25 protein-coding genes are annotated in these 23,669 nt (G+C 31.9%); 16 read left to right on the top strand and 9 right to left on the bottom strand.

The window, feature by feature from the left end; genetic code table 11:
* Nucleotides 1–89: 89 nt before the first annotated feature.
* Nucleotides 90–2,591, bottom strand: a complete 2,502-nt coding sequence (locus AC1EUV_RS09475; protein WP_480198456.1) for a PIG-L family deacetylase — start codon at nt 2,589–2,591, stop codon at nt 90–92.
* Between the two features lie 173 nt (nt 2,592–2,764).
* On the opposite strand from AC1EUV_RS09475, the gene dnaN reads away from it, so the two are divergent.
* From dnaN to AC1EUV_RS09445, 6 genes are all read left to right on the top strand, one after another.
* Complete coding sequence (gene dnaN / locus AC1EUV_RS09470; protein ID WP_480198455.1) at nt 2,765–3,883, top strand: DNA polymerase III subunit beta; 1,119 nt, start codon at nt 2,765–2,767, stop codon at nt 3,881–3,883.
* A gap of 266 nt (nt 3,884–4,149) precedes the next feature.
* A complete protein-coding gene (locus AC1EUV_RS09465) occupies nt 4,150–4,845 on the top strand; it encodes a hypothetical protein (protein WP_480198454.1) in 696 nt (231 codons plus the stop codon).
* Nucleotides 4,846–4,938: 93 nt separating this feature from the next.
* Nucleotides 4,939–5,643: a hypothetical protein gene (locus tag AC1EUV_RS09460; protein WP_480198453.1), complete on the top strand. Its 705-nt coding sequence runs from the start codon at nt 4,939–4,941 to the stop codon at nt 5,641–5,643.
* 81 nt (nt 5,644–5,724) lie between these two features.
* Complete coding sequence (locus tag AC1EUV_RS09455; protein WP_480198452.1) at nt 5,725–6,312, top strand: acyl carrier protein phosphodiesterase; 588 nt, start codon at nt 5,725–5,727, stop codon at nt 6,310–6,312.
* Complete coding sequence (ggt, locus tag AC1EUV_RS09450; RefSeq protein WP_480198451.1) at nt 6,309–8,012, top strand: gamma-glutamyltransferase; 1,704 nt, start codon at nt 6,309–6,311, stop codon at nt 8,010–8,012. The genes AC1EUV_RS09455 and ggt overlap by 4 nt, the downstream gene beginning before the upstream one ends.
* Nucleotides 8,012–8,875, top strand: coding sequence for an RluA family pseudouridine synthase (locus AC1EUV_RS09445; protein ID WP_480198450.1), 864 nt, complete (start codon nt 8,012–8,014; stop codon nt 8,873–8,875). The genes ggt and AC1EUV_RS09445 overlap by 1 nt, the downstream gene beginning before the upstream one ends.
* Here the strand turns inward: AC1EUV_RS09445 and pdxR are convergent.
* The gene (pdxR, locus tag AC1EUV_RS09440) at nt 8,841–10,343 is read right to left on the bottom strand and encodes a MocR-like pyridoxine biosynthesis transcription factor PdxR (protein ID WP_480198449.1); all 1,503 of its coding nucleotides are present in this window, start codon (nt 10,341–10,343) and stop codon (nt 8,841–8,843) included. The two genes, AC1EUV_RS09445 and pdxR, sit on opposite strands and share 35 nt — an antisense overlap.
* Nucleotides 10,344–10,424: 81 nt before the next feature.
* On the opposite strand from pdxR, the gene AC1EUV_RS09435 reads away from it, so the two are divergent.
* From AC1EUV_RS09435 to yidC, 7 genes are all read left to right on the top strand, one after another.
* Nucleotides 10,425–10,943: a DinB family protein gene (locus AC1EUV_RS09435; protein ID WP_480198448.1), complete on the top strand. Its 519-nt coding sequence runs from the start codon at nt 10,425–10,427 to the stop codon at nt 10,941–10,943.
* Entirely contained in the window at nt 10,943–11,233 is a 291-nt protein-coding gene (locus tag AC1EUV_RS09430) for a DUF1272 domain-containing protein (RefSeq protein WP_480198447.1), read from the top strand. Before AC1EUV_RS09435 ends, AC1EUV_RS09430 begins: the two co-directional genes overlap by 1 nt.
* Nucleotides 11,205–11,705, top strand: a complete 501-nt coding sequence (locus tag AC1EUV_RS09425) for a hypothetical protein (RefSeq protein WP_480198446.1) — start codon at nt 11,205–11,207, stop codon at nt 11,703–11,705. The genes AC1EUV_RS09430 and AC1EUV_RS09425 overlap by 29 nt, the downstream gene beginning before the upstream one ends.
* A complete protein-coding gene (locus tag AC1EUV_RS09420; protein WP_480198445.1) occupies nt 11,702–12,364 on the top strand; it encodes a pyridoxamine 5'-phosphate oxidase family protein in 663 nt (220 codons plus the stop codon). The genes AC1EUV_RS09425 and AC1EUV_RS09420 overlap by 4 nt, the downstream gene beginning before the upstream one ends.
* Nucleotides 12,364–12,918 carry a GNAT family N-acetyltransferase gene (locus tag AC1EUV_RS09415; protein WP_480198444.1) on the top strand — a complete coding sequence of 185 codons (555 nt, stop codon included), beginning with the start codon at nt 12,364–12,366 and terminating at the stop codon, nt 12,916–12,918. Before AC1EUV_RS09420 ends, AC1EUV_RS09415 begins: the two co-directional genes overlap by 1 nt.
* A gap of 4 nt (nt 12,919–12,922) precedes the next feature.
* Nucleotides 12,923–13,819: an ATP-grasp domain-containing protein gene (locus AC1EUV_RS09410; protein ID WP_480198443.1), complete on the top strand. Its 897-nt coding sequence runs from the start codon at nt 12,923–12,925 to the stop codon at nt 13,817–13,819.
* A 245-nt stretch (nt 13,820–14,064) separates the two neighbouring features.
* Nucleotides 14,065–15,972, top strand: coding sequence for a membrane protein insertase YidC (gene yidC, locus AC1EUV_RS09405; RefSeq protein WP_480198893.1), 1,908 nt, complete (start codon nt 14,065–14,067; stop codon nt 15,970–15,972).
* Between the two features lie 148 nt (nt 15,973–16,120).
* Here the strand turns inward: yidC and AC1EUV_RS09400 are convergent, their stop codons facing one another.
* Nucleotides 16,121–17,254, bottom strand: a complete 1,134-nt coding sequence (locus tag AC1EUV_RS09400) for a cysteine desulfurase family protein (protein ID WP_480198442.1) — start codon at nt 17,252–17,254, stop codon at nt 16,121–16,123.
* Nucleotides 17,255–17,335: 81 nt separating this feature from the next.
* Between AC1EUV_RS09400 and AC1EUV_RS09395 the strand changes: the two genes are divergently transcribed.
* Entirely contained in the window at nt 17,336–17,848 is a 513-nt protein-coding gene (locus AC1EUV_RS09395; RefSeq protein ID WP_480198441.1) for a hypothetical protein, read from the top strand.
* Here the strand turns inward: AC1EUV_RS09395 and AC1EUV_RS09390 are convergent.
* On the bottom strand, nt 17,845–18,378 hold the full coding sequence (locus tag AC1EUV_RS09390; RefSeq protein WP_480198892.1) for a Smr/MutS family protein: 534 nt from the start codon (nt 18,376–18,378) through the stop codon (nt 17,845–17,847). The two genes, AC1EUV_RS09395 and AC1EUV_RS09390, sit on opposite strands and share 4 nt — an antisense overlap.
* A gap of 69 nt (nt 18,379–18,447) precedes the next feature.
* On the opposite strand from AC1EUV_RS09390, the gene AC1EUV_RS09385 reads away from it, so the two are divergent.
* Both AC1EUV_RS09385 and AC1EUV_RS09380 read left to right on the top strand, forming a co-directional pair.
* Nucleotides 18,448–18,741: a DUF2752 domain-containing protein gene (locus tag AC1EUV_RS09385; protein WP_480198440.1), complete on the top strand. Its 294-nt coding sequence runs from the start codon at nt 18,448–18,450 to the stop codon at nt 18,739–18,741.
* Nucleotides 18,742–18,758: 17 nt separating this feature from the next.
* Nucleotides 18,759–19,085, top strand: a complete 327-nt coding sequence (locus AC1EUV_RS09380) for a CCC motif membrane protein (protein ID WP_480198439.1) — start codon at nt 18,759–18,761, stop codon at nt 19,083–19,085.
* A 37-nt stretch (nt 19,086–19,122) separates the two neighbouring features.
* Here the strand turns inward: AC1EUV_RS09380 and ppk2 (AC1EUV_RS09375) are convergent, their stop codons facing one another.
* The 5 genes from ppk2 (AC1EUV_RS09375) to lgt form a co-directional block, all read right to left on the bottom strand.
* Nucleotides 19,123–19,911 (bottom strand): polyphosphate kinase 2, encoded by a 789-nt coding sequence (ppk2, locus tag AC1EUV_RS09375; RefSeq protein ID WP_480198438.1) that lies wholly within the window; start codon nt 19,909–19,911, stop codon nt 19,123–19,125.
* A 1-nt stretch (nt 19,912) separates the two neighbouring features.
* Entirely contained in the window at nt 19,913–20,779 is an 867-nt protein-coding gene (gene ppk2 / locus AC1EUV_RS09370) for a polyphosphate kinase 2 (protein WP_480198437.1), read from the bottom strand.
* 10 nt (nt 20,780–20,789) lie between these two features.
* On the bottom strand, nt 20,790–21,230 hold the full coding sequence (locus tag AC1EUV_RS09365; RefSeq protein WP_480198436.1) for a nuclear transport factor 2 family protein: 441 nt from the start codon (nt 21,228–21,230) through the stop codon (nt 20,790–20,792).
* A 37-nt stretch (nt 21,231–21,267) separates the two neighbouring features.
* Entirely contained in the window at nt 21,268–22,512 is a 1,245-nt protein-coding gene (rocD, locus tag AC1EUV_RS09360) for an ornithine--oxo-acid transaminase (RefSeq protein ID WP_480198435.1), read from the bottom strand.
* 182 nt (nt 22,513–22,694) lie between these two features.
* Nucleotides 22,695–23,618 carry a prolipoprotein diacylglyceryl transferase gene (lgt, locus tag AC1EUV_RS09355; protein ID WP_480198434.1) on the bottom strand — a complete coding sequence of 308 codons (924 nt, stop codon included), beginning with the start codon at nt 23,616–23,618 and terminating at the stop codon, nt 22,695–22,697.
* Nucleotides 23,619–23,669 lie beyond the last annotated feature (51 nt).

The raw sequence follows: 23,669 nt of genomic DNA, 5'->3' as shown, positions 1-23,669 counted from the left end.
AAGATAATAAGGACTACTTGAAAAATAAGAACAAAAGCATAGACTTTATTCCATGAACCCAAAAATGGTGGTTTATCTTCTTCCATAGTTTAATTTTTAATTGGTTTTTCAATGTCATTTTTACCTACTGACAAAAGGTTTGCAAACAATCTATAAGCCCCAGGAACGCCAGCTGGTAATTCTCTAAAAAAGCTTAGTCCGGTATAAATAAAATGTCCTTTCCCATGCTTTGCAATCAATAAACTTCCTTTTTTAGAAGTTTCTCCTTTATCATTCATTTCTAGCAGAGGTGTAAATTCAGATCCCCATTCACTTGGGAAATACAAGCCACGTTCTTGAACCCATCCTTCAAAATCAGTATCGGTAATTTTATTAGGATAACTCATTACCTCATGCCCTGGGTTTAAAATAGTAACTTTAGAATTTTCATCCGTTACACGGTCTCTAGAAAGCTTTAAATTATAAGGAGCAACCTTATCAACAGTCTGCCTTCTACTTGTGTTGTATTGAACCATTAACGTACCACCGTTCTCAATATAGTCATGTAGATCTTTTTGATAATATTTAGAACGATCATTTACATTATATGCTCTTATACCGAGAATAACCGCATCAAAATTTTGTAAATTGTCTGAAGTGATTTGATCATCTTTTAATTCAATCACGGTATAACCTATCTGGCGAAGGCTTTCGGGTATTTGGTCTCCTGCTCCTTGAATATAAGCTATTCGTTGTCCTTTCTTGGCTATATCTAATCTTACCACCTTAGCTTTAGAAGGTAACAAAACTGACTGCTTGGGAATGTGATCATAAATAATTTCGATCAATTCTTTATCAAACAATTGTCCATCTACAGCAACAACAGGATTTAATTTTCCTTCACTCTGAGTAGCTGGCGGAGTCACTTTAAATGTCGCTGTTTTCTCACCACCTTTTTGCTTAATAGAAACAGCGATAGAAGAAGGACTCACTTGCCATCCTTTAGAATGATTTAAAGACACTTTTCCTTTAACATTATCAGCATTAGCCTTAACCTTTATTACAACTTCTTTCGATTTCTCATCTGCAAAAATGATTACATCTTCAACAATGCTTGAAGTTACTTTAGGCACAATTTGAAACGGTTCATACAACTCACCTTTATCTGGTTTGGAATACCTACGAATAATTGGCTTGTTAAGCACTATATTTACTCCATTTATTTGTAACAAAAAAAGTAATTCTAAAGGTTTTGTTTCTGGAGTACCAATAAGCTGATAATCTTTTACCGTATACATTCCTAAACTACCATTTTCTAGCAACCAATAAGGTGCAGTCACTTCTTTGGTAGCATCTATATTAATAGTTTGCTTTGATGTATATTTTTCATTGTTCTCTAAATTTTGATTTAAGTCAAAAGAAGTACCATTAAAACTTGCCTTTATTAATTTTACTTCTACTTCACTTCTATTTAGCACTTCAATATTTATATCGGCATTTCCGTTAGGGTTTGCGTAATTGTTAGAAGCTGAAGCTTCTAGATACAATCCCAAACATGAAGCAATAATCTGCTTGACTTGTTTTAATTTAATCTTCTTCCAATGTTCATCTTCAAGCTTTTCAATTAATTGATATGCTTCTAATAATTTAGGTACATGAACAGATGGGTTTCTAAAATCAAAATTCTTCTCAATAGTATATAATATATCTCCAATTGCATTTCCTCCTTTTACTCTATTCCAAGAAGTATTTATTCCCTCAAAAGCATTGTTTTTATTGTTTGGTAAATTTCCCTTCAACAACTCAATATATTCATCTTCAGCACCTCTAGTAGTTAATCTTCCAAAACCTTGACATAAATGCTGACTACTAGCAATGGCTGCCACTTCATTATTAGACAACCCTCTAGACGGATAGTAAACACCAGTATTAAAATTTAGCATATTGCTTTTATCTGCTTCCGCAAACTTCTCTCGACTACCATAAAACCACCAATGCGTATTAAAAAATATACGTCTAGGTTGCCAAGGTTTACCAAAGTGCGTCTTATAATTTGGATTATTGGCTAAATCAAAAGCTTCAACGCTTAACATAGCTGAAGTGGTATGATGCCCATGCGTTGAACCAGGTGTTCTATGGTTAAATCGATTTACAATTATATCTGGTTTAAACTTTCTAATTATAGAGACTACATCTTTTAGTACCTCATCTTTATCCCAAATTGACAATGTCTCATCTGGATGCTTTGAATAACCAAAATCATTTGCTCTAGTAAAAAACTGTTCTCCTCCATCTACATTTCTAGCTGCCAAGAGTTCTTGTGTTCGAATTACGCCCAATAATTCTCGAATTTCTGGTCCGATTAAATTTTGACCGCCATCTCCACGAGTTAAAGACAAATAAGCAGTTCTTGCTTTTACATGATTTGAAAAGTAAGAAATAAGCCTTGTATTCTCATCATCTGGGTGTGCTGCAACATATAAAACTGACCCTAGAAAGTTTAGTTTTTGTAAAGACTCATAAATCTCAGATGAGTTTTGTCTTAAAGGTTTTTGAGCAAAATTTAAGGAAGTAAAAAAACAACAAAAGGCTAGTAAAATATACTGTTTCATAAAAGGTTTAACTATCGATTGCGAGCAAATCTAAACATAAAATTAGCCAATAATAATTAATTGTGAAAACCTTAACATTTTTGTTATTAACTTATTAAATTGAGTAGAATTTATCCTTTGCAACTTCGTATAAATAAAATATATTTGTATTCCATTTTTAAAAATTCATTTTAATGAAATTTATTGTTTCTAGTACGCAATTATTAAAGCAACTTCAAGTATTAGGTGGTGTTATAAATAGTAATAACACCTTACCTATTTTAGATAATTTTTTATTCGATTTAACAAGTAATCAATTAAAAATATCTGCATCCGATCTTGAAACTACTATGAGTACAACTATAGCTGTTGAAGCTGATGAAGCTGGTTCTATTGCTGTACCTGCACGCTTGTTACTAGATACTTTAAAGACATTTCCTGAGCAACCTTTAACCTTTGTTGTTGAAGACAACAATACCATAGAAATTAGTTCAGATAGCGGTAAATATGCTCTCGCCTACGCGGATGGCGCTGAATTCCCTAAAGCGGTTGAGTTAGAATCTCCTAGTTCCACAACTATTGCTGGCGACATTTTAGCGACTGCTATTAACAAGACAATTTTTGCTTCTGGTAATGATGATCTTAGACCAGTAATGAGTGGTGTATTCTTTCAGTTTTCGCCAGAAAGTTTAACATTTGTAGCTACAGATGCTCATAAATTGGTGAAATATGTTAGAACTGATGTTACCGCAAGTGAAGTAGCAGAGTTTATTATGCCAAAAAAACCTCTTACCCTACTTAAAAATATTTTAGCTGGTTCTGAGGATAATGTTACTATAGAATATAACGAATCTAATGCTAAATTCACTTTTGACAGTAGTATCTTAGTCTGTAGACTAATTGATGGTAAGTATCCTAATTACGAAGCAGTAATTCCTAAAGAAAACCCTAATAAATTGACATTAGACAGAGGTACTTTTTTAAACTCTGTACGTAGGGTTTCTATTTTCTCAAGTAAAACCACACATCAGATTCGTTTAAAAATGGCTGGTACTGCTTTAAATATTTCTGCTGAAGATCTAGATTTTTCTAATAAAGCTGACGAGCGGTTACAATGTAACTATGAAGGTGATGACATGCAGATTGGGTTTAATTCTAAATTCTTACAGGAAATGTTAAGTAACTTGAATTCTAATGATGTTTTATTAGAGATGTCTTTACCAAATAGAGCAGGTATTTTAACTCCAATAGATGGTTTAGAAGATGGTGAAAACATCACTATGTTGGTAATGCCGGTAATGCTTAATAGTTAATTTTTAGCACTTTATTCATTTTAATAACTGCGAATAACCATTTATTGGTTATTTGTTGCTATTTATATATTATTCTATTTTAAAAGTAGTTTTTTTGTATATTGCAGCAGTTAAGCTATGAACACCCCTTATAAACCATTAATTTTCAGGTGCTTAGTTTAGTTAAATTTTCTATCATCTATTGGTAGGACTTTTAGTGTTTATGTTGTTATATCAATAGCAATTTAAACCGACATTTTAAAATGATGTCTAACTAAATAAAACATATGATTAAAAAAATACTATTCACCCTTACATTTTTGACTTTTACTCTACCTATTGTTGGACAAACGGATTATTCTAAAGTTACCTTCAGTAGTAAGATATATAAGTACAAAAAAGCAATACCAAGAACTACTGAGTTAGGTATTGATAGGCAATTATTATCCGATATTATCGATTTACTTGGTAATTCTTTATATAATGAAAAGCAAAAAACTGAGATTATTAATAAAGCTTGGTTAGCATTTAAAAATCCAGAAACATTTGATTTTGTTTATAAAGATTTTGCAATAAAAACAAACGATAGTTGGGGCAAAGTTAATTCTAAAGGAGAAATGGTCTTAGAACCTAATCCTTATCTTACAGAATGGACAATTAATGACAATGAATACCCTTATTTTCAATTGGCATTAAATAAAATATTAGATCATTATGGTTTATTAGCCTATGGTGATGATGCTGTTGCTGTAAAGTCTTCTTTTAACGAACTATTAATAACAAAAAATATAAAATTAGAAGAACCAAAAGATGATGACTGGGCATATTCTTATTTACAGACTACAAACTCTGAACTAGCTAAAAAAGGGTTAGTTGCCTTAGTAACAAAAGGTTATTATGATATTTTGGTCTGTAAAGTAGAGCAAAAAGATCAATTAACAGATTTGTTTAAAAAGATTAAATGGGAACTCGTAACACCATAAATTTAAGAGATAATATAATTAACTGTAAAAAAAACCGTTCTACTATGAGCAGTTTTTCTAACTGTTAATTAATAATAAAGAAAAGAGTTTATAATGAAGAAGTTGCCCTTTCTTTTTACGCTACTATTTCTAACTTGCTTAACCATTTATGGTCAGAGTGAGGAGCCAGATTATACACAAATAAAGTTCAAGCAAAAAACGAAAGAGTATAAAAAATCCACTCCTGATATTGAAGCTCTACCTTTAGATAAAGAAATGGTAGGCGATATAGTTAAGCTATTAGGTAAATCATTTTACACCGAAGAAGAGCGAGATGAGATTGTAGAAAGAATTTGGTTATCATTTACCGATCCTAAGAAGTTCGATATGGTATTTAGAGATTATGCTATAAGAACATTGCCAAATTGGAATAAGAAGAATTTTAGAGGTGAAATTGTACTAGAACCAAATCCTTATTTAAGTGATTGGACTTTAGCCGACAACGAAATAGAGTATTTTAGAACATCATTACATAGAATATTAATGTATGAAGGGCTACTTGGTTATGGCGAAGATGCAAAAAGCACCAAGAAATCCCTAAAAAATGTAAAATATATTTCAAAATATAGTCTTCCGAACCCATCAAATAGAGACTGGACAAATTCATATTTACAAAAATTATCTTCTTCTGTTAGTAATAAGGGATTATCTGTGCTCATCAGTGAAGGAGCTTATGAATTTATGGTTTGTGAAAAAGACAAAAAAGATGAATTAGTCAGTTTATTTAGCAAAATGAACTGGGATTTTGTAAATCCTTAACATAAACCCAATTAACCAATCACACGTAAAACAACTTTGAGAGACTCTTAAAGTTGTTTTTTTATTTGCTATTTTCACAATGTGAATTTTTTAGCACATATTTATTTATCTGGTGATGATGAATTGGTAACCATTGGCAACTTTATAGCCGATGGAATAAGAGGAAAACAATACAAAAAGTATCCTGAGAAAATTCAAAAAGGTATCTTACTACATCGCGAGATAGACAGCTATACGGACACCCATAAAACTGTTCGCACAAGTACCAAGCGTTTACACAAAAACTACAGTCATTATTCTGGAGTTATTGTTGATATTCTATACGATCATTTTTTAGCTAAGAATTGGAAGAATTATAGCAATATTTCCTTAGACATATATGTTGACAATTTTTACAAATCTTTAGAGAATAATTTTGAAATTCTCCCTGCTAGAATACAAAAAATGATGCCCTATATGATTTCTGGTAATTGGCTGTTAAGTTATGCTTCAATTGATGGCATTGCCAACGTTTTAGAAGGAATGAATAGACGCACTCAAAATAAATCAAAAATGAATAACGCAGTTAATGAATTAAAAGAATTTTATAGTGAATTCGAAGATGAATTCTCATCTTTTTTTAATGAGTTAATTAATTTTTCCAACCTAAAATTAAAAGAATTATCATGAAAAAAATCTTATTGATTTTTAGCCTTCTGCTTTTTATCACATCATGTAAAAATGCGCCAGAATTAGAAGTTGAAGTTCCTAAAAAAAGAGGTTTAATTGTAGATAAAGCAATGGTGGTTTCAGCTAGAGCTGAAGCTTCAAAAATTGGAGTTGATGTTTTAAAAAAAGGCGGAAATGCTTTCGATGCTATGGCAGCAACCGAATTAGCGCTTGCGGTTGCCTATCCATATGCTGGTAATATAGGCGGTGGCGGTTTTATGGTGTATAGAAAAAATGATGGTGAAATTGGTGCAATAGATTATCGCGAAAAAGCACCATTGGCAGCAACAAAAAACATGTTTTTAGATAATCAGGGCAATGTAATAAAAGGAAAAAGCACTTTAGGTGCTATGGCCGTAGGTGTACCAGGTAGTGTTGCAGGTGTTTTTGCTGTTCATGAAAAATTAGGAACTTTGCCTATAGAAGATATTATTCAACCTGTAATTGATCTTGCAAAAAGAGGTGTAATTGTAACCAAAAAACAAGAAGACCGTATAAAACATTATCAGAAATATTTTCCAGAAGCTAATAAAGATTCTATTCCTTTTGATTGCCATTGGAAAGAGAATGACACTATTAAATATCCCGCTTTAGCGGAAACTTTAACAAGAATCTTAAAAAATGGTCGTGATGAATTTTATAAAGGAAAAACCGCGAAAATTTTAGCAAAATTTATTCAAGATAATGGAGGCATTATTACCGAAGAAGATCTTGCGAAGTATGAAGTACGTTGGAGAGATCCAGTGACATTCAATTATGATGATTTAAAAATAGTATCGATGTCCCCACCTTCTAGTGGTGGTATTTGTTTAGCTCAGATATTAAAAATGATTGAACCTTATGATGTATCTCAACATGGTCATAATTCTACTAAAACTATACAAATCATAACTGAAGCTGAACGAAGAGCCTATGCAGATAGAAGTTTTTACCTAGGTGATCCAGATTTTGTTGAAGTTCCGCAAAATACGTTAATAAGCTCTGAATATCTAACTGATAGAATGAGTGATATTAATTTTGATAAAGCAACATTATCTTCTGATGTTTCACATGGAAATGTTGAAATAGTTGAAAGTGATGAAACTACCCACTACTCTATTATAGATCAGTTTGGTAATGCAATTTCAGCAACAACAACATTAAATGGAGCCTATGGTTCTAAATTGTATTCTAATGAACTAGGTTTCTTTTTTAATAACGAAATGGATGATTTTAGTGCCAAACCAGGTGTACCAAATATGTTTGGCTTAATTGGAGCCGAAGCAAATAGCATAGCTCCCCAAAAACGTATGCTAAGTTCTATGACACCAACAATTGTTGTAAAAGATGGTAAATTATTAATGTCTGTTGGCACTCCAGGAGGTTCTACTATTATTACCTCTGTTTTACAAACTATTTTAAATGTGCATGAATTTGATATGACTATGCAAGAAGCTGTAAATGCTCCTCGATTTCATCATCAATGGTTGCCTGATGAAATTAGAATGGAACCGAATTCTTTTTCAAAAGAGTTAATTAATCAGTTAGAAGCTTTGGGCTACAAAATTAACGAAGAAGATTCACCAGTAATTGGTAAGGTAGATGGTATTTTGGTTTTACCAGATGGCAAACTAGAAGGTGGTGCTGATAGACGCGGTGACGATACAGCTGTTGGTTTTTAATGCAACTTATTGAAGTCCACAAGGTAATAAAACTAGAAAATCCTATTCGATTGCAAGAATACGGTATAAACATTTTTAATTCTATTACAACTAAATCGAGTCTTAAAAAAGCCATTAAAAAAGGATTGATTTTTGTAGATGGAAAGACGGCTTCAACAGGATTATTGATTACAGGTGGAGAAACCATTGAATTATATAAAACATCCGAAAATAAGCAATCAAAAGCTTTTGATTTAAGTTTAGAAGTCTTATTTGAAGATGACCACTTAGCAATTATTAATAAGCCATCTGGAATATCAGTTAGCGGTAATAAGTTTGCAACAATTGATAATGCTTTAGAGCAGAATCTAAAAAATAGCCCTTTAAAAGATAGTACAAAACCACATCCTGTGCATCGATTAGATTATCCCACGAGTGGGCTTTTATTAGTTGGTAAAACTACATCAAGTATTATTGAATTGAATAAATTATTCGAAAACAAAAAGGTTAGAAAAATATACCACGCTATTACTATAAAAAAAATGGAGAAAAGTGGCTCGATAGATCTAAAGATAGATAACAAAGATTCTTTATCAGAATTTCTAATTTTAAAAACCATTATTTCGGAGCGTTTTGAATATTTAAACCTGGTTGAACTCAATCCAAAAACAGGTAGAAGACATCAATTAAGAAAACATTTAGCTAGTATTGGAAACCCTATTTTAGGTGATAAAGAATATTATAAAAAAGGATTAATATTAAAAGGTAAAGGATTGTATTTACACGCATCAACATTAGAGTTCAAACATCCATTTACTGAGGAAACTATCTCTATAACTAAAGAACTTCCTAAAAAATTCGTGAAAATTTTCCCTTCTCACTAATTTCTTTCATCGTTTTCTTTAATTTCCCAATCAATACTCTAATTTCTTCTTCATTATATGTTGCGAAACCTATTCGTATAGAATTATGGCCTGAATTAACCCTGTCGTATCGTTGCCAATTCCCTATATCAAGGTCATAAGTTTTTGCAATTCTAGATACATCTTTCCAAGAATACTTTTTATTTAAAGTTACCCAAACTGCCATTCCTCCTTTAGGCACATCAAAAGAAAAATACTTACCTAATTCTTCCTGTAAAAGTCTGCAAAATAAATCTCGCCTAGATTTATAAATCTTTAAAACCTTTCTTATATGTCTATCTAAATCATCCGATTTTATGAATTCAGCAAATGTCAATTCCAATAAAGCATCTCCCTGTCGATCAACTATTCTACGTAATCTGGCAGCTTCATCAACAAATTCTTTAGGGGCAATTAAATACCCTACTCTAAATACCGGAGCCACCGTTTTGCAAACCGAACCTATATAAACTACATTACCACAAGTATCATGGCTCTCTAAAGGTAAAATTGGTGCATGATTATAATTAAAGTCATAATCATAGTCATCTTCTATGATTGCAAAATTATATTGCTGCGCTAAATTTAATAGATGAATACGCCTTTCAGCGGATAACGTTACAGTAGTTGGATGGTGATGATGAGATGTGATATAAATCGCTTTAATAGTTTTCCTCTTACATAATTCTTCTAGTTGATCAGTTACCAATCCATTTTCGTCTACAGAAACTCGTTCGATATTAGCCTTTTGATACATAAAGGTTAGATCTGCTGTCAGATAATTAGTTTCACCAACCACAATTGAATCATTCTCTTTTAATAACAATTGAGCCGCTAAATAAATACCCATTTGACTACCTCGAGTTATTAGAATTTGATCTCTTGTGATTTTTAAACCTCTGGTTTTATTAAGATAATCTACTAACACATCTCTTAGTTCATCGTTTCCATAAGTTGATCCATACGATAGATGTTTAAAACTATTTCTGCGTCCAGATATTTTTCTATAAATTCTTGCCAATTCATTAATTGGTGTCAATCTTTCATCTGAAACTCCATCATTAATCTTAGTAAATTTTTGCCCTGTAGAAAATGGCTGATCATCTAAGACTTCATCTTTGTAAAATGAAAAATTGATCTTGTTTGCATTGGCTAATTTTTCATTCTCTAAAAAATCTCTACGGTTCAGTTTTGGCAAACTATTATTTACAAAAGTTCCTTTTTTAGGAATACTTTCTACCCAACCTTGCATTAACAACTCATCATAACATGCAACAATTGTCTTTCTATGCACATTGAGAAGCTCAGATAAAGTTCTGCTTCCTGGTAACTTAGTGTCAGGTGGTAACCTTCTATCTTTTATCAATTCAATAAATTGATTAGAAAGTTGTACATAAATTGGCTGGTTATTATTTCTATTGACTTTAAGACTTGTTTTATAAGGAAACATCTGGACTATTGATTATATTTATTCTGGATGAAAATAACAGTCCATAAATGTAGTATTTTTGAATTATAAAATTAACAGCACATGAAAAAATCAGACTTGAAGTCGTCAGACTTTAATGAGTATTATGGTAGATATATTGATAAATTACCAAATGATAGTGAACTTATTGACAGTTATTCAACTGGTAAGCAAAATGTTATACGTTTCTTTAAATCTATACCTAATGATAAGTTAGATTATAAGTATCAACTAGAAAAATGGAGCATTAAAGAAGTCTTACAACATCTTATTGATACCGAACGTATTTTTATGTATAGATGTCTACGCATAGCTAGAAATGATAAAACAGCATTGGCTGGTTTTGATCAAAACATGTATATCGCACCTTCTGGTGCGGATCTAAAATCATTTGAAAATTTACTAAATGAATTTATTGTAAATAGAGATAATTCAATTGCACTTTTAAAAAGTTTATCTGATGAAAGCTTAAGGTTTATAGGTAATGCAAGCGGTAGTCATTTATCAGCAGGCGCAGCAGCTTTTATTATACCAGGTCATGACATCTGGCATATTGAAATTGTAAAGGATAGGTATTTATAATGTTAGAAATACGACCAAATTGCGAGCATTGTGGTAAAGACTTACCGAATACTTCTACAGAAGCTATGATTTGCTCATTCGAATGTACTTATTGTAAAGATTGCGCCTTAGAATTATTCGAAAATGTATGCCCTAGTTGTGGTGGAAATTTTGTTGAAAGGCCAATTCGACCAAAAGTAATGGTCAGAAAATATCCAGCTTCTAAGAAGAAAATTTTAGAACCAAAAAATTTGATCGAAGCTCAAAAAAAGGTTAATAAATATGGAAAACTTGACCCAAAAGATAGGTAATAAAGAGTTTGATCATTATCAAGCGAGAAAAATAGAATTTATAAAAAATGTAAGCGTTGATGATTTTAATATTAAGGTCTATACCATAACTAACAAAGTAAGCTTTGAATCAGATATATCATTAGAGACTGGTATCAAGGCATTACCAAAATGGATTGAAAATGCAAAAGAATCTAGTATTCCGACACATAAGCATGCATTTTTAATTGTCCATGAAGCTAGAGAAGGCGTTTTAATTTTATTAAGTTGGTGGACTGGTGAAAATATGGTTGAAACCAAAATCTATTTTGCAGATTTTGAGAATCCATCGAAAGTTGAACCATCAATTTATGATCCGAAGCAATTGGTTTGTATTTGGGAATTAGAAATTTTTTATCATGAACGTAAAGCATGGATACAGCATGTTCTAGGCAAATCAGAAAATCCTGACTTTGAAAATTACCGTAATGACTATTATATTCAAATAACATGAAAGAATATTCAAAAACTAAACTAAATCGTGTAAAAAGAGGAGCGAATAGAGCTACTTACGATGTAGAAAAAATTAATAAAATTCTAGATGCTGGTTTTATTGGCTATGTAAGTTATGTGTACAATGGTGGTGCTATAACTTTACCAATGGCTTATGGTAGAAATAAAGATAAAATATATCTGCATGGTTCTCAGGGCAATAGAATGTTATTGTCATTACTCGATGCTAAAGAAATGAGCATGACCGTTATGCATTTAGATGCTCTTGTTTTAGCTCGTTCTGGGTTACATCATTCAGTCAACTATCGCTCTGCTACTTTATTTGGTTCGGTTAAAAAAGTAGAAAATGATAATGAAAAAGAAATGGCATTAAAATGCTTTATGGACCATATGATGGTCGGCCGCTGGGAGGGTATTAGATCAATGCATCAACAAGAATTAGATCGCACACTAGTTGCAGAAATGACAATAGAAACTGCTTCTGCAAAAATTAGAGACGTTGGCGTTAATGATGAGCCAGAAGATTATGACCTACCTGTCTGGGCAGGATTAGTTCCAATAAAACAAATAGCCGAATATCCCATTTCAGATGAAGATCTCAAAGCCGAAATTGATATTCCGTCGCACGTTTTAAACTATTATCAAGCAAACAAAGGCTAATGGGAAATAAGCTATCTGTTAAAGAATTATCTTTTGAAAATATTGAAAACATTATCAATTATTTTTTAGATGCAGATCCTCAGTTTTTATTGAGCATGGGTGCAGATCCGAATAAGCTACCAACAAAAAAGGATTGGCTAGGTTACATGGTTAATGAATTTAAAAAAGAAAACAAACAAAAGTCAATTTATTATGTTACTTGGCAATTGGATAGCCTGTCGGTTGGCCACTGTAATATTAACGATATAAAATTTGGCTCTGAAGCGTTTATGCATTTACATATGTGGAGAAATACTACCCGAAATAAAGGATTAGGGTTTGAATTTGTTAAAAAGAGTATTCCTTACTTCTTCGAAAAATTTCAACTCAAAACTTTATACTGTAGACCTTATGCTTTAAACCCTGCACCTAACAGTACACTACGAAAATTGGGTTTCGATTTTATTAATACACATGAGGTAATTCCTGGTAGGATAAGTTTTAAGCAAAAAGTAAACCTATATGAATTGACCAAAGAAAAATTTGAGCATCTTTATAAAATTTTTAATCATTAAGTAAATGAAAATCTACGATGTAGTTATACTTACTGATCATCGGTATGTTAACCCTGAAGAGATTAATGACAATAACCGAAATGTACTGTTAGAAGATGAATTGGTTCTAAAAGCTTTGGTAAAACAAGGACTCAACGTCACACGTCTTTCTTGGGATGACTCAGAATTTGATTGGTCTAACACTGAATATGTACTTTTTAGATCAACTTGGGATTATTTTGATCGTTTTGATGAGTTTTCTGCATGGCTTAATAGAATTAGTGGTCAAACAAAAATGATTAACGCAGAAAGCATCATTCTATGGAATATTGATAAACGCTATCTAAAAGACCTAGAACAAAAAGGTATACATATTGCTGAGACCATCTTTATAGAAAAAGACCAAACAAAAACATTACAAGAACTATACGCTCAATACAATTTTAATGAAACAGTTTTAAAGCCCGTATTCTCTGGAGCGGCCAGACATACCTATAAAATTACTAAAGAGAATCTACAAGAACATGAGCAAATTTTTAAAGAACTGATTGAAAACGAACCCATGCTCTTACAACCTTTTCAATATAATATAGTTTCTGAAGGTGAAAAGTCATTAGTTCTAATTGACGGAAACTACACACATGCAGTTTTAAAGATTGCCAAAAAAGGAGATTTCAGAGTACAAGATGATTTCGGTGGTTCAGTACATATTTACACTCCTACACAAGATGAGGTAACTTTTGCAGAAAAAGCTGTAAATGCATGTGATCCAAAGCCTATGTATGCGAGGGTTGATATCTTTAATGACAATAATGCTAAAATTGCCTTGGCCGAATTAGAATTGATTGAGCCAGAACTTTGGTTTAGAAATAATCCAGCGGCAGCGGAAGACTTATCTATTGCTATAAAAAAGTACTTCTAAATATATTTACTGACAAACAACCCGTTTGGAATACTCTTTGAATTATAGAGTTAGCGAAAAATTCTAAAATTATTTTTGATTCAAATTTTCCATAATAATTAAGAAATAAAAGTTACTCAAATCTAACTATTTGCCTAGTTTTTTATACTTTCGCGCAGTAAAAATCTACTAGCTTACTTCAAGCGCTTGTCTGATTTTTAACCACTTAATATTAAACTATTTATGCCATTTTGGCATTTACACATATGGAAGAAAAAAAATTCGATCTCAATTCTCTTATAGGATTCTTTTTATTAGGGTTAATTATGATTTGGTATTTTCAGATGAATAAACCAACTCAAGAAGAACTTCAACAACAAAAAACAGAACAAGTTCAAGATTCAATTCAAAGAATTCAGCAAAATACCGCTCCGGTAGATCAAATATCAATTGATTCTACAGCTACTTCCTATCAATCAGATTCATTAAATCAAGTAAAAGTTCAAAATCAATTAGGTGCATTTGCTTATAGCGCAACTTTGCCTTCCGCGACATGGAAAGAAACTACCATAGAAAATGATCTGGTAAAAATAAAAATCAGCAATAAAGGTGGTCAGATTATAGAAGTAGAATTGAAAGATTATAAAACTTGGAAAAAAGCACCTTTATATTTAATAAAAGATGCCAACGCTTCTTTTAACATCAATTTTGGTACTACCGACAATCGTATTTTAAACACTAAAGACTTGTTTTTTGAGCCTTCTTTAACCAAGAATGGTGAAAATCAGGTGCTTTCAATGAAGCTAAAAGTTGATGCCAATCGATTTTTAGAATATCGTTACGAGCTAAAACCAGATAATTATATGTTAGATTTTGGAATTCGTTCTCAAGGTCTAAGCAATGTTATTAATGCATCTCAACCTATTAATTTAGATTGGCAGTTAAACGCGTATAGAAATGAAAAAAGTGCTTACGCGGAAGATATGTATACCTGGTATTATTATAAAGCTGAAGATGATGTTGACTACTTAAATAAGGATGATGATGAAACTGAACAGGACGTAGATTGGGTTGTTTTTAAGCAGCACTTCTTTACTTCTATTTTAAAAACTGACACTCCTTTTGCAACAGCAAAAATAGAGTCAAAAAATTTAGTTGAAGATGAAGATAGAGATACGATTACTTTTAGAAAGTTTGCAGTAAGTGCTCCATTAGAAATGAAAAGTGGCGAATTAAACTACGCCATGAATATGTACTATGGACCAAGTGATTACAAAATTTTAAAAGAATATGAGGGTACAGATCTAGATGAAACTGTTGATTTAGGATGGGGTATTTTCGGTATGATAAATCGTGCTGTTTTTGTACCAGTTTTTAATTTCTTAAGTTCATTTATAAATAATTATGGGTTACTAATTATTCTAATGACAATTGTTGTTAGAATATTGATGTCTCCAGTAGTTTATAAATCGTATTTATCTAGTGCTCGCATGAAGGTTTTACGACCAGAAATGAAAGCTATTAATGATAAGTATCCGGGTAAAGAAAATGCTATGAAACGTCAACAAGAAACCATGGCATTGCAGCGTAAAGCTGGCGTAAGCCCGTTATCCGGTTGTATACCTGCATTGATACAAATGCCAATATTCTTTGCCTTATTCAAGTTTTTCCCAACAAGCATCGATCTACGTCAAAAAGGATTTTTATGGGCAAACGATCTATCATCTTATGACACCATCTTTAAATTACCATTTAAGATACCTTTCTATGGTGATCATGTAAGTTTATTCCCAATATTAGCTTCTATTGCAATTTTCTTTTATATGCGTATGACGCAGAGTCAACAAGCTAATATGACTCCTCCCGCACAAGAAGGCATGCCAGATATGGGTAAAATGATGAAGATGATGATGTATTTTTCTCCATTACTAATGTTATTCTTCTTTAATAACTATGCTAGTGGTTTGAGTTTATATTACTTTATCTCTAATCTATTAACTATTGCAATTATGTTAGTGATTAAGAATTATGTTATTGATGAGAATAAGATACATGCACAGATTGAAGAGAACAAGGCACGCCCAGAGAAAAAGAAAAGTAAGTTTAGACAACGTTTAGATGATGCTATGAAACAAGCTCAAGAGCAACAATCTCAACAAAAGAAAAGAAAATAGATTATTTTAATTTCTAGCAAAAAACAGAAGCAATGCTTCTGTTTTTTGTTGAAGTATTACTCTTGACATTCTCAGTAAAAAATACGAACTTCGTTTAACAGTCGCCAAATGGAATTAAAACTCCTCTTAGCTTAGAGTTAAACGAACGCTATAAAAAACTCTTTAGCACTTCGATAGTATATTCAATATCTTCTTTGCTACTGTATTTACTAAAAGAAAAACGCACCGAAGTTTTCATGGCATCTTCTTTTGGTAAGATAGTATTTAACACATGAGAGCCTTTATTACTACCACTTTGGCAAGCACTACCACCAGAGGCCGCTATACCCTTAAGATCAAGGTTAAACAATAACATTGGTAATTCTTTAGAGAAACGAACATTTAGAGTGACATATGTACTTTTATCTAAATTATCAGAAAGTCCGTTAAATTGTATTCTAGCATCAAGTTCAGTCAATTTTTCAATAAAGTATTCTTTTAACTGACTAATGTATGCAGCATCTTTTTCCATTTCAGTGTTACAAATATCCAAAGCTGTATGCATACCGGCAATATTATGTACATTTTCTGTACCCGCACGTGCACCACGCTCTTGCTCACCGCCAATTAAAATAGGTTTAATACCAAATCCTTTTTTTATGATCGCAAAACCAACACCTTTTGGTCCATGAAACTTATGAGCACTAGCTGTAATAAAATCAATAGACGTTTCCTGTAAATCTAGCTTATAATGCCCAATGACTTGTACCGTATCAGAATGAAATAAGGCTTTGTATTCTTTACATAACTCGCAAACCCGATTGGTATCCAAAATATTACCCAATTCATTATTAATTGCCATGAGGCTAACCAGCGTTTTTTGATCATTCTCTTGCAATAATGTTTCTAAATGATCAAAATCTACTTCTCCTTTCTCGTTAAGATTTACAAAACTTACTTTGACAGAATGTTCTCTCTCAATAGCCTCTACTGTATGTAATACTGCATGATGTTCAATTTTCGAAGTGATAATATGTTTTACCTCTAAATTTTCTACAGCATTACACAAAATAAGATTATCAGCTTCGCTACCACCAGATGTAAAAACTACCTCACTAGCCGTAACATTAAAATGCTTGGCAATACCTTTACGAGCTTCTTCTACAATAACACGGGCTTTTCTACCAAATTGATGTGTAGAAGAAGGATTGCCAAAGGTATTAGTCATTACTTCAGTAATTCGTTCTATTACTTCAGGGTAAATTGGTGTAGTAGCAGCGTTATCTAGGTATACTTTTTTCATTGTTATTAAACTGATGCAAAAATAACTAAAATAAGCTCCATATGTTTCGCTCTGAATTGTAAAACCTTTATTTTTGTTTTAATGAAAAAATTATATGTCTTTTTTTTAGTAATCACTTTTTTATCTTGTAATGATGGAGATCTTGAAATACCAAGTTTTGACTTCAGCTCGACTATAAATCATTGTAATGATAATACGGTATTATACAAATTAGGAAACAATAATAGTCTTGAAGCACTAATTTTAACCTTGACAAGCGGTGATATCCCTAGTGCTGTACCAACTGATTTAAGTAAAACCTTAAGCATAGGAAGCGACAGGTCTATAACCTACAGGCTCTTTAGCGAAAGTGTTACTACTAGTTATTTTTGTCAAAGTATTCCACCTACTACACCAACAATTACTAGAAATTGGGAAGCGACATCAGGAAGTATTGTTATTGATACGGAGGTAGTTAATGATACCAATGGAGATCCAAGCAGTTTAAATAATAAAATAACTTTTATCGATCTAGTATTAGAAAGCAATGGTGAAGAGTTACGATTTGACACTTTAGATTTTGGCAGTCATCCTTCTTCTATAGTAACTCCTTAATTATTCTGATAAATATATACTTCTGTAGCGCCAAAGCCATATTTTTGAAAAGATGCTGGGTAGACTTCAACATTATATTTAGCTAACAGAAATTCTAATTCTTTTTTAAGCACTCCTTCGCCAACACCATGAATAAAAACTACTCGTTGAATCTTCTTTTTAATGGCAAAATCAAGACGTTTCTTAGCAGTTTCTAATTGTAAAGTGAGCATTTCATAATTTGTCATTCTTCTAGTAGAACTTGTTAAATGATGGATATGCAAATCTACTTCTAAAGGTGGTTGTTTTTTAGGTTTTTTCTTGGATATTAGAGTTTTATTGGGCTTTTCTTTTTCAATTAAATCTTTATTCTTGATATCTATGTATTTTGAATACTGCTTTTGATTTTCAGTTACTAAAACCAATTCCGAAACATCATATATTAGAGAAAAATCATCACTGGTAACAATGGTAATCATATTTTCGTTCACCATAGAAACTTGACCGCGAATGGTATCGTCTAATACTGCAACTTTATCTCCTATTTTCAATTCTGAATTCACAATTATAAAAGTAAAAACAATAGTATTATTTTTTATACTTTTAAAGAAATTTAAATAATGAGCGGTATTGTTTCTTTTTTAGAAAAGCATATGTTGAGTTGCCAAGTAAAAAAGCAGTTTGGTGCAGACTGTATTGGTTGCGGTATGCAACGCTCTATTATTCATTTGCTAAAAGGAGAATTTATAGATGCTTTTTACATGTATCCAGCTATATATACACTTATAATTATGTTCGGGTATTTGATTCTACATCTAAAATTCAATTTTAAAATTGGTCATAGGATTTTATTAATACTTTTTATTACCAATGTGGCAATTATGATCATAAATTACTTACTAAAAATATTTTAATCAAAAACAACCAAATTATGGAAAAACAAAAATTACCACATTCTCAATCCTCGCTTATTTTAGGAATTATATCTATTGTAACCGCTTGCTGTTGTTGGGGGGTACCAGGTATTGTATTAGGCTTTATAGGGATGAATGAGGCCAAAAAAGCAAAAACATTATATGACGAAAGTCCAGATATGTATGATGGAATGAATAACGCAAATACGGGTAGAATTACTTCTATTATAGGGTTAATTTTGGGTATATTAATATTGATTTATACTATTTTCGTCATTTACTCAGTAGGTGGAATAGATGGCTATATGGAAAAAGCAAATGAAATGATGGAACAATGGCAATAATCTAATATAAAAGAGCCAACTCAATGAGTTGGCTTTTTTATATCTCTAAATCTTTATCGTAAGGTATTGAGTTTAGAATGTGTTGAATAGCTGCTGTTCTTGCCAAAGTTTTTCTATTCGCTTTAATAATCTTAAATGGTTGTTTTGCTAATTTGGTATTTTCAAACATTTTATGCTTATATTCTGTATACACATCCCACAATTCTTGAGCTTTTTCGTCAACCGATGTCATCTTCCATTGTTTTAGCGGATCATTTTTAATTTCGGCAAATCTTTTTGCTTGTTCTCGCTTAGAAATTGACATATAAATTTTTACTAAACGAATACCAGATTCAGTAATCATTTGTTCGAAGTTATTTACCTGGTTCATAAAAATTTTATACTCTTCTTGCGTACAAAATCCATTTACTGGTTCTACAACTGCTCTATTGTACCAACTTCTATCAAAGAAAACTATCTCACCCGCCATAGGAAACTGATTCACGTAACGTTGAAAATACCATTGGGTACTTTCTTCTTCTGTTGGTTTTGGCAAAGCCACAATTCTAAAATGTCTAGGATTAATACGTTCGGTAATTCTACGAATAGCTCCACCTTTACCAGCTGCATCTCTCCCTTCAAAAATGATGATAATACGCTCATTATTTTGTATCGCCCAAGTTTGCAATCTTATCAATTCAACCTGCAACCTAGCTAAACGTTTTTCATAATCTACGTAACGAATTGCTCTTTGTAAGTTATATGGCTCACGAGATAATAAGGCTAATAAGCCTTTTTTAGAATTAAGCTTTTTACCTCCTATTTCATCTAAAACAAACTTTTCCATATTAATCTATTTGATGTGATGAACGGTGATAACGCATTATAATATTTGGATCTGGAAACAATGTAGTTGCCGAAGCTTCTTTTCCGTTATAATTAAATTTAGACAAAACATAACGCATACTTTCTAAACGTGCAGTTTTTTTATCATTAGCATGCACAATCATCCAAGGACTATAAGTTGTATGTGTTTTACTGAACATGAGTTCTTTATACAAGGTATAACGGTCCCAATATTCTTGTCCTTTTTTATCTACCGGGCTAAACTTCCAACGTTTTAACGGATTACCAATACGGTCATTAAATCGCTCTAGTTGTTCTTCTTTAGAAATTGAAAGCCAAAATTTTATAACATGCACTCCGTCTTCATATAACATATGCTCAAAATCTGGTACTTGTAACATATATTTATCGTACTGTGCTTCTGTACAAAACCCCATAACAGGTTCTACAACAGCTCGATTATACCAACTTCTATCAAAAAAAACAATCTCTCCTGGGTTTGGTAATTCTTTTATATAACGTCTAAAATACCATTGTCCTCTTTCTATTTCCGTAGGTTTATTTAAGGCTACAGTTCTAGATGCTCTTGGATTTAAATGTTCTGTAAATCTGCGAATTGAGCCTCCTTTACCAGCTGCATCTCTACCCTCAAAAATAATAGCTACTCGTTTTTTATTTTTTACTACCCATTGTTGAAGTTTAACTAACTCTATTTGAAGTAATCTTTTTTCTTTTTCATAATGCATCCTTTTTTCTATCCAACGTTGATGCACATCTTTATTCTTAATTAACTTAAGCAACTCAGCATTAGAGTTTAAACTATTAAACTCTTCTAGGGTAATTTCTTTATTATCGGTAACCTCTTCCATAAGAATTAATCTATTCTTCTTTACAACCTTTACGTCTTCTAGTATCTATTAGATAAATTATTTTCCACTCAGAACTATTATAAAATAATTGAAAAGAATTCACTCCGCAATGACTAAACTTTTTATTAAAATAAAATTCATAAGGTGTCCAAACATTAGCCATACTTCCATCAATTTGTATGTTATATGAAAGTAAGTTTTCTTCCCAAATATCTTCAGGCTTTTTATTTGCTATACTATTTAAAACTTTTTTTAAATCGTCCGTTTGCAAAATAGATTTCCCTTCTTTATTAATATGTACCGTTTGTAAAACAACATTATCAGTCAACGTACTTTTTAGCGTAAGTGTATCACCGGTTTGTAATCCTTTAAAAAAAGTACTTATTACTTTTTTAAGTTCTTCTTCTTTATCGCTTTGCGCGGAAATGCTATCTGAAAAAGATAGCAGCATAATAGCTGCTATCAATATTCTAAGAATAAATATATTTCTACTTTTCAAATTCAGAAATAGTATTAATTATAATAGATATACAGTCTTCTAGTTGCTCTTCGTTCATAACCAAAGGTGGCGCAAAACGAATAATATTTCCATGTGTTGGCTTAGCTAATAAACCATTATCTCTTAACTTCATGCAAATATCCCAAGCAGTAGAACTATCTTCGACATCATTAATAACGATAGCATTTAACAATCCTTTACCTCTTACAAGGCTCACTAAGTCATTCGCCTTTGCAAATTCGGCAATCCTATTTCTAAATATTTTACCAAGCTCTTCAGCATTTTCAGCCAATCCTTCCTCTTCAACTACTTCCAATGCTGCAATTGCTACAGCTGCCGCCACAGGATTACCACCAAATGTAGAACCATGATTACCAGGTTTGATAACACCCATTATAGCATCATCAGCCAAAACAGCCGACACAGGATATGCTCCTCCTGATAGGGCTTTCCCTAAAATTAGAATATCTGGATTTACATTTTCATGATTTACTGCTAGCAACTTACCTGTGCGTGCAATACCTGTTTGCACTTCATCAGCTATAAATAATACGTTGTGTTTTTCACACAACGCTTTTGCTTTTATTAAATATCCTTCACTAGGTACATATACACCAGCTTCTCCTTGAATAGGCTCTACTAAAAAACCAGCCACATTAGAATTATTTTCTAAGGCTTCTTCTAAAGCTTTTAAGTTATCATACTCTATTTTTATGAATCCTTTAGTAAAAGGTCCAAAGTTCATTCTTGCCACTGGATCGTTAGAAAAAGAAATAATGGTAGTAGTTCTACCGTGAAAATTATTTTCACAAACTACAATTTGCGCCTCATTTTCATCAATTCCTTTCTTTTCATATGCCCACTTTCTACAAAGCTTTAATGCAGTCTCTACAGCTTCTGCCCCAGTATTCATTGGTAATAATTTATCAAAACCAAAATAATTAGTAGCAAATTGTTCATACCGCCCTAACATATCATTATAAAATGCCCTTGACGTTAAAGTCAAAGTCTCAGCTTGTGAAGTCATTGCCCCAACTATTTTTGGATGACAATGCCCTTGATTTACAGCAGAATAAGCCGATAAAAAATCGTAATAACGCTTTCCTTCTACATCCCAAACATAAACACCTTCTCCTTTACTCAATACTACTGGTAGTGGGTGATAATTATGTGCACCATACTTGTTTTCTAAATCGATCGCTTGTTGCGAAGTTAATTGGTCTAAAACAGCCATTTTAATAAAATTTTAAAGTGAATAAAATAACCATTCCTTATCTACCTTTATCCTTTCGAAGAAAATCGAAAATTCAGCGTGGGAAAGAAATCATCCCTAATATTTTAAGCTAATTTCGGGAATTTTTATCTATTTCAAATTTTTATCCTCGAAAAAAAGTTTATTCGTTATGACAATATAAGCTAAGTTTGTTTTTGCTTATTTCTAAACATAAAGAAAAATCCTATCAAAACTAATGGAATACTGAGCCATTGACCTGTATTTAATTGCACACCAAAATCCACCCACTCTTCAATTCCCCCTTGCCATTCTTTAAAGAATTCTACTATAAAGCGTATTGACCATAGCAGTACCATAAATAATCCGAAAAGGAAACCTAAGTTTTGTTTTTTGTCTGTTTTCCAATAGACATACCATAATATGGCAAAAGTTAATATATAACCTAAAGCTTCATATAACTGAGTTGGATATCTATTTGGCACATCCGCCAAAACCTCTTTGAAACGCGAGCTATTAGCAATTAATTCATACGCTTTTTCTACAGTTTTTGCACCAGTCTTTTGAATTGCTTGGTATTCACTTATATCATTTCTTATAAACTTAAATCCAAAGTCAGTTCCCGTTGGTTTACCAACAATTTCTGAATTAAATAAATTTCCTAATCGAACCAATGCTGCAACTAAAGCGGAAGGAATTACCATTCTATCTAATACCCAAAGAAAAGGTTTCTTTACAACTTTTTTAGCATAGAAAAACATCGCAAGCATTATTCCAATAGTTGCTCCGTGACTTGCAAGCCCCTGAAAACCAGTATATTCAAAAGGACTTAATTTAAATGGAAGAAATACTTCTGCTATTGTATAATCTTCTTCATAAAATAAATAATGTCCTAGTCTAGCACCAATTAACATTGCAATAATGGTATATATAAACAAAGGATCTAATTTATCTAAAGAGATTCCATCCTTTTTATAAATGTGTTTCATTATTTGTAAACCCAAAATAAAGCCCAACACATACATTAAGCTGTAATACTTTATCGGAAAAGAGCCTAATTTGAATAGGTCTGGATTGAAATTCCAGTCAATGGCTAATAATAAATTCATGTATAAAATTTAGAGCGGTAAATATAAGTTTTATAAACGAAAAGCTAAAGT

Source organism: Maritimimonas sp. 2304DJ26-3 (genome assembly GCF_056591635.1).
The sequence above is the reverse complement of the archived record's forward strand: the minus strand, read 5'-3'. Positions and strand labels throughout refer to the sequence as shown.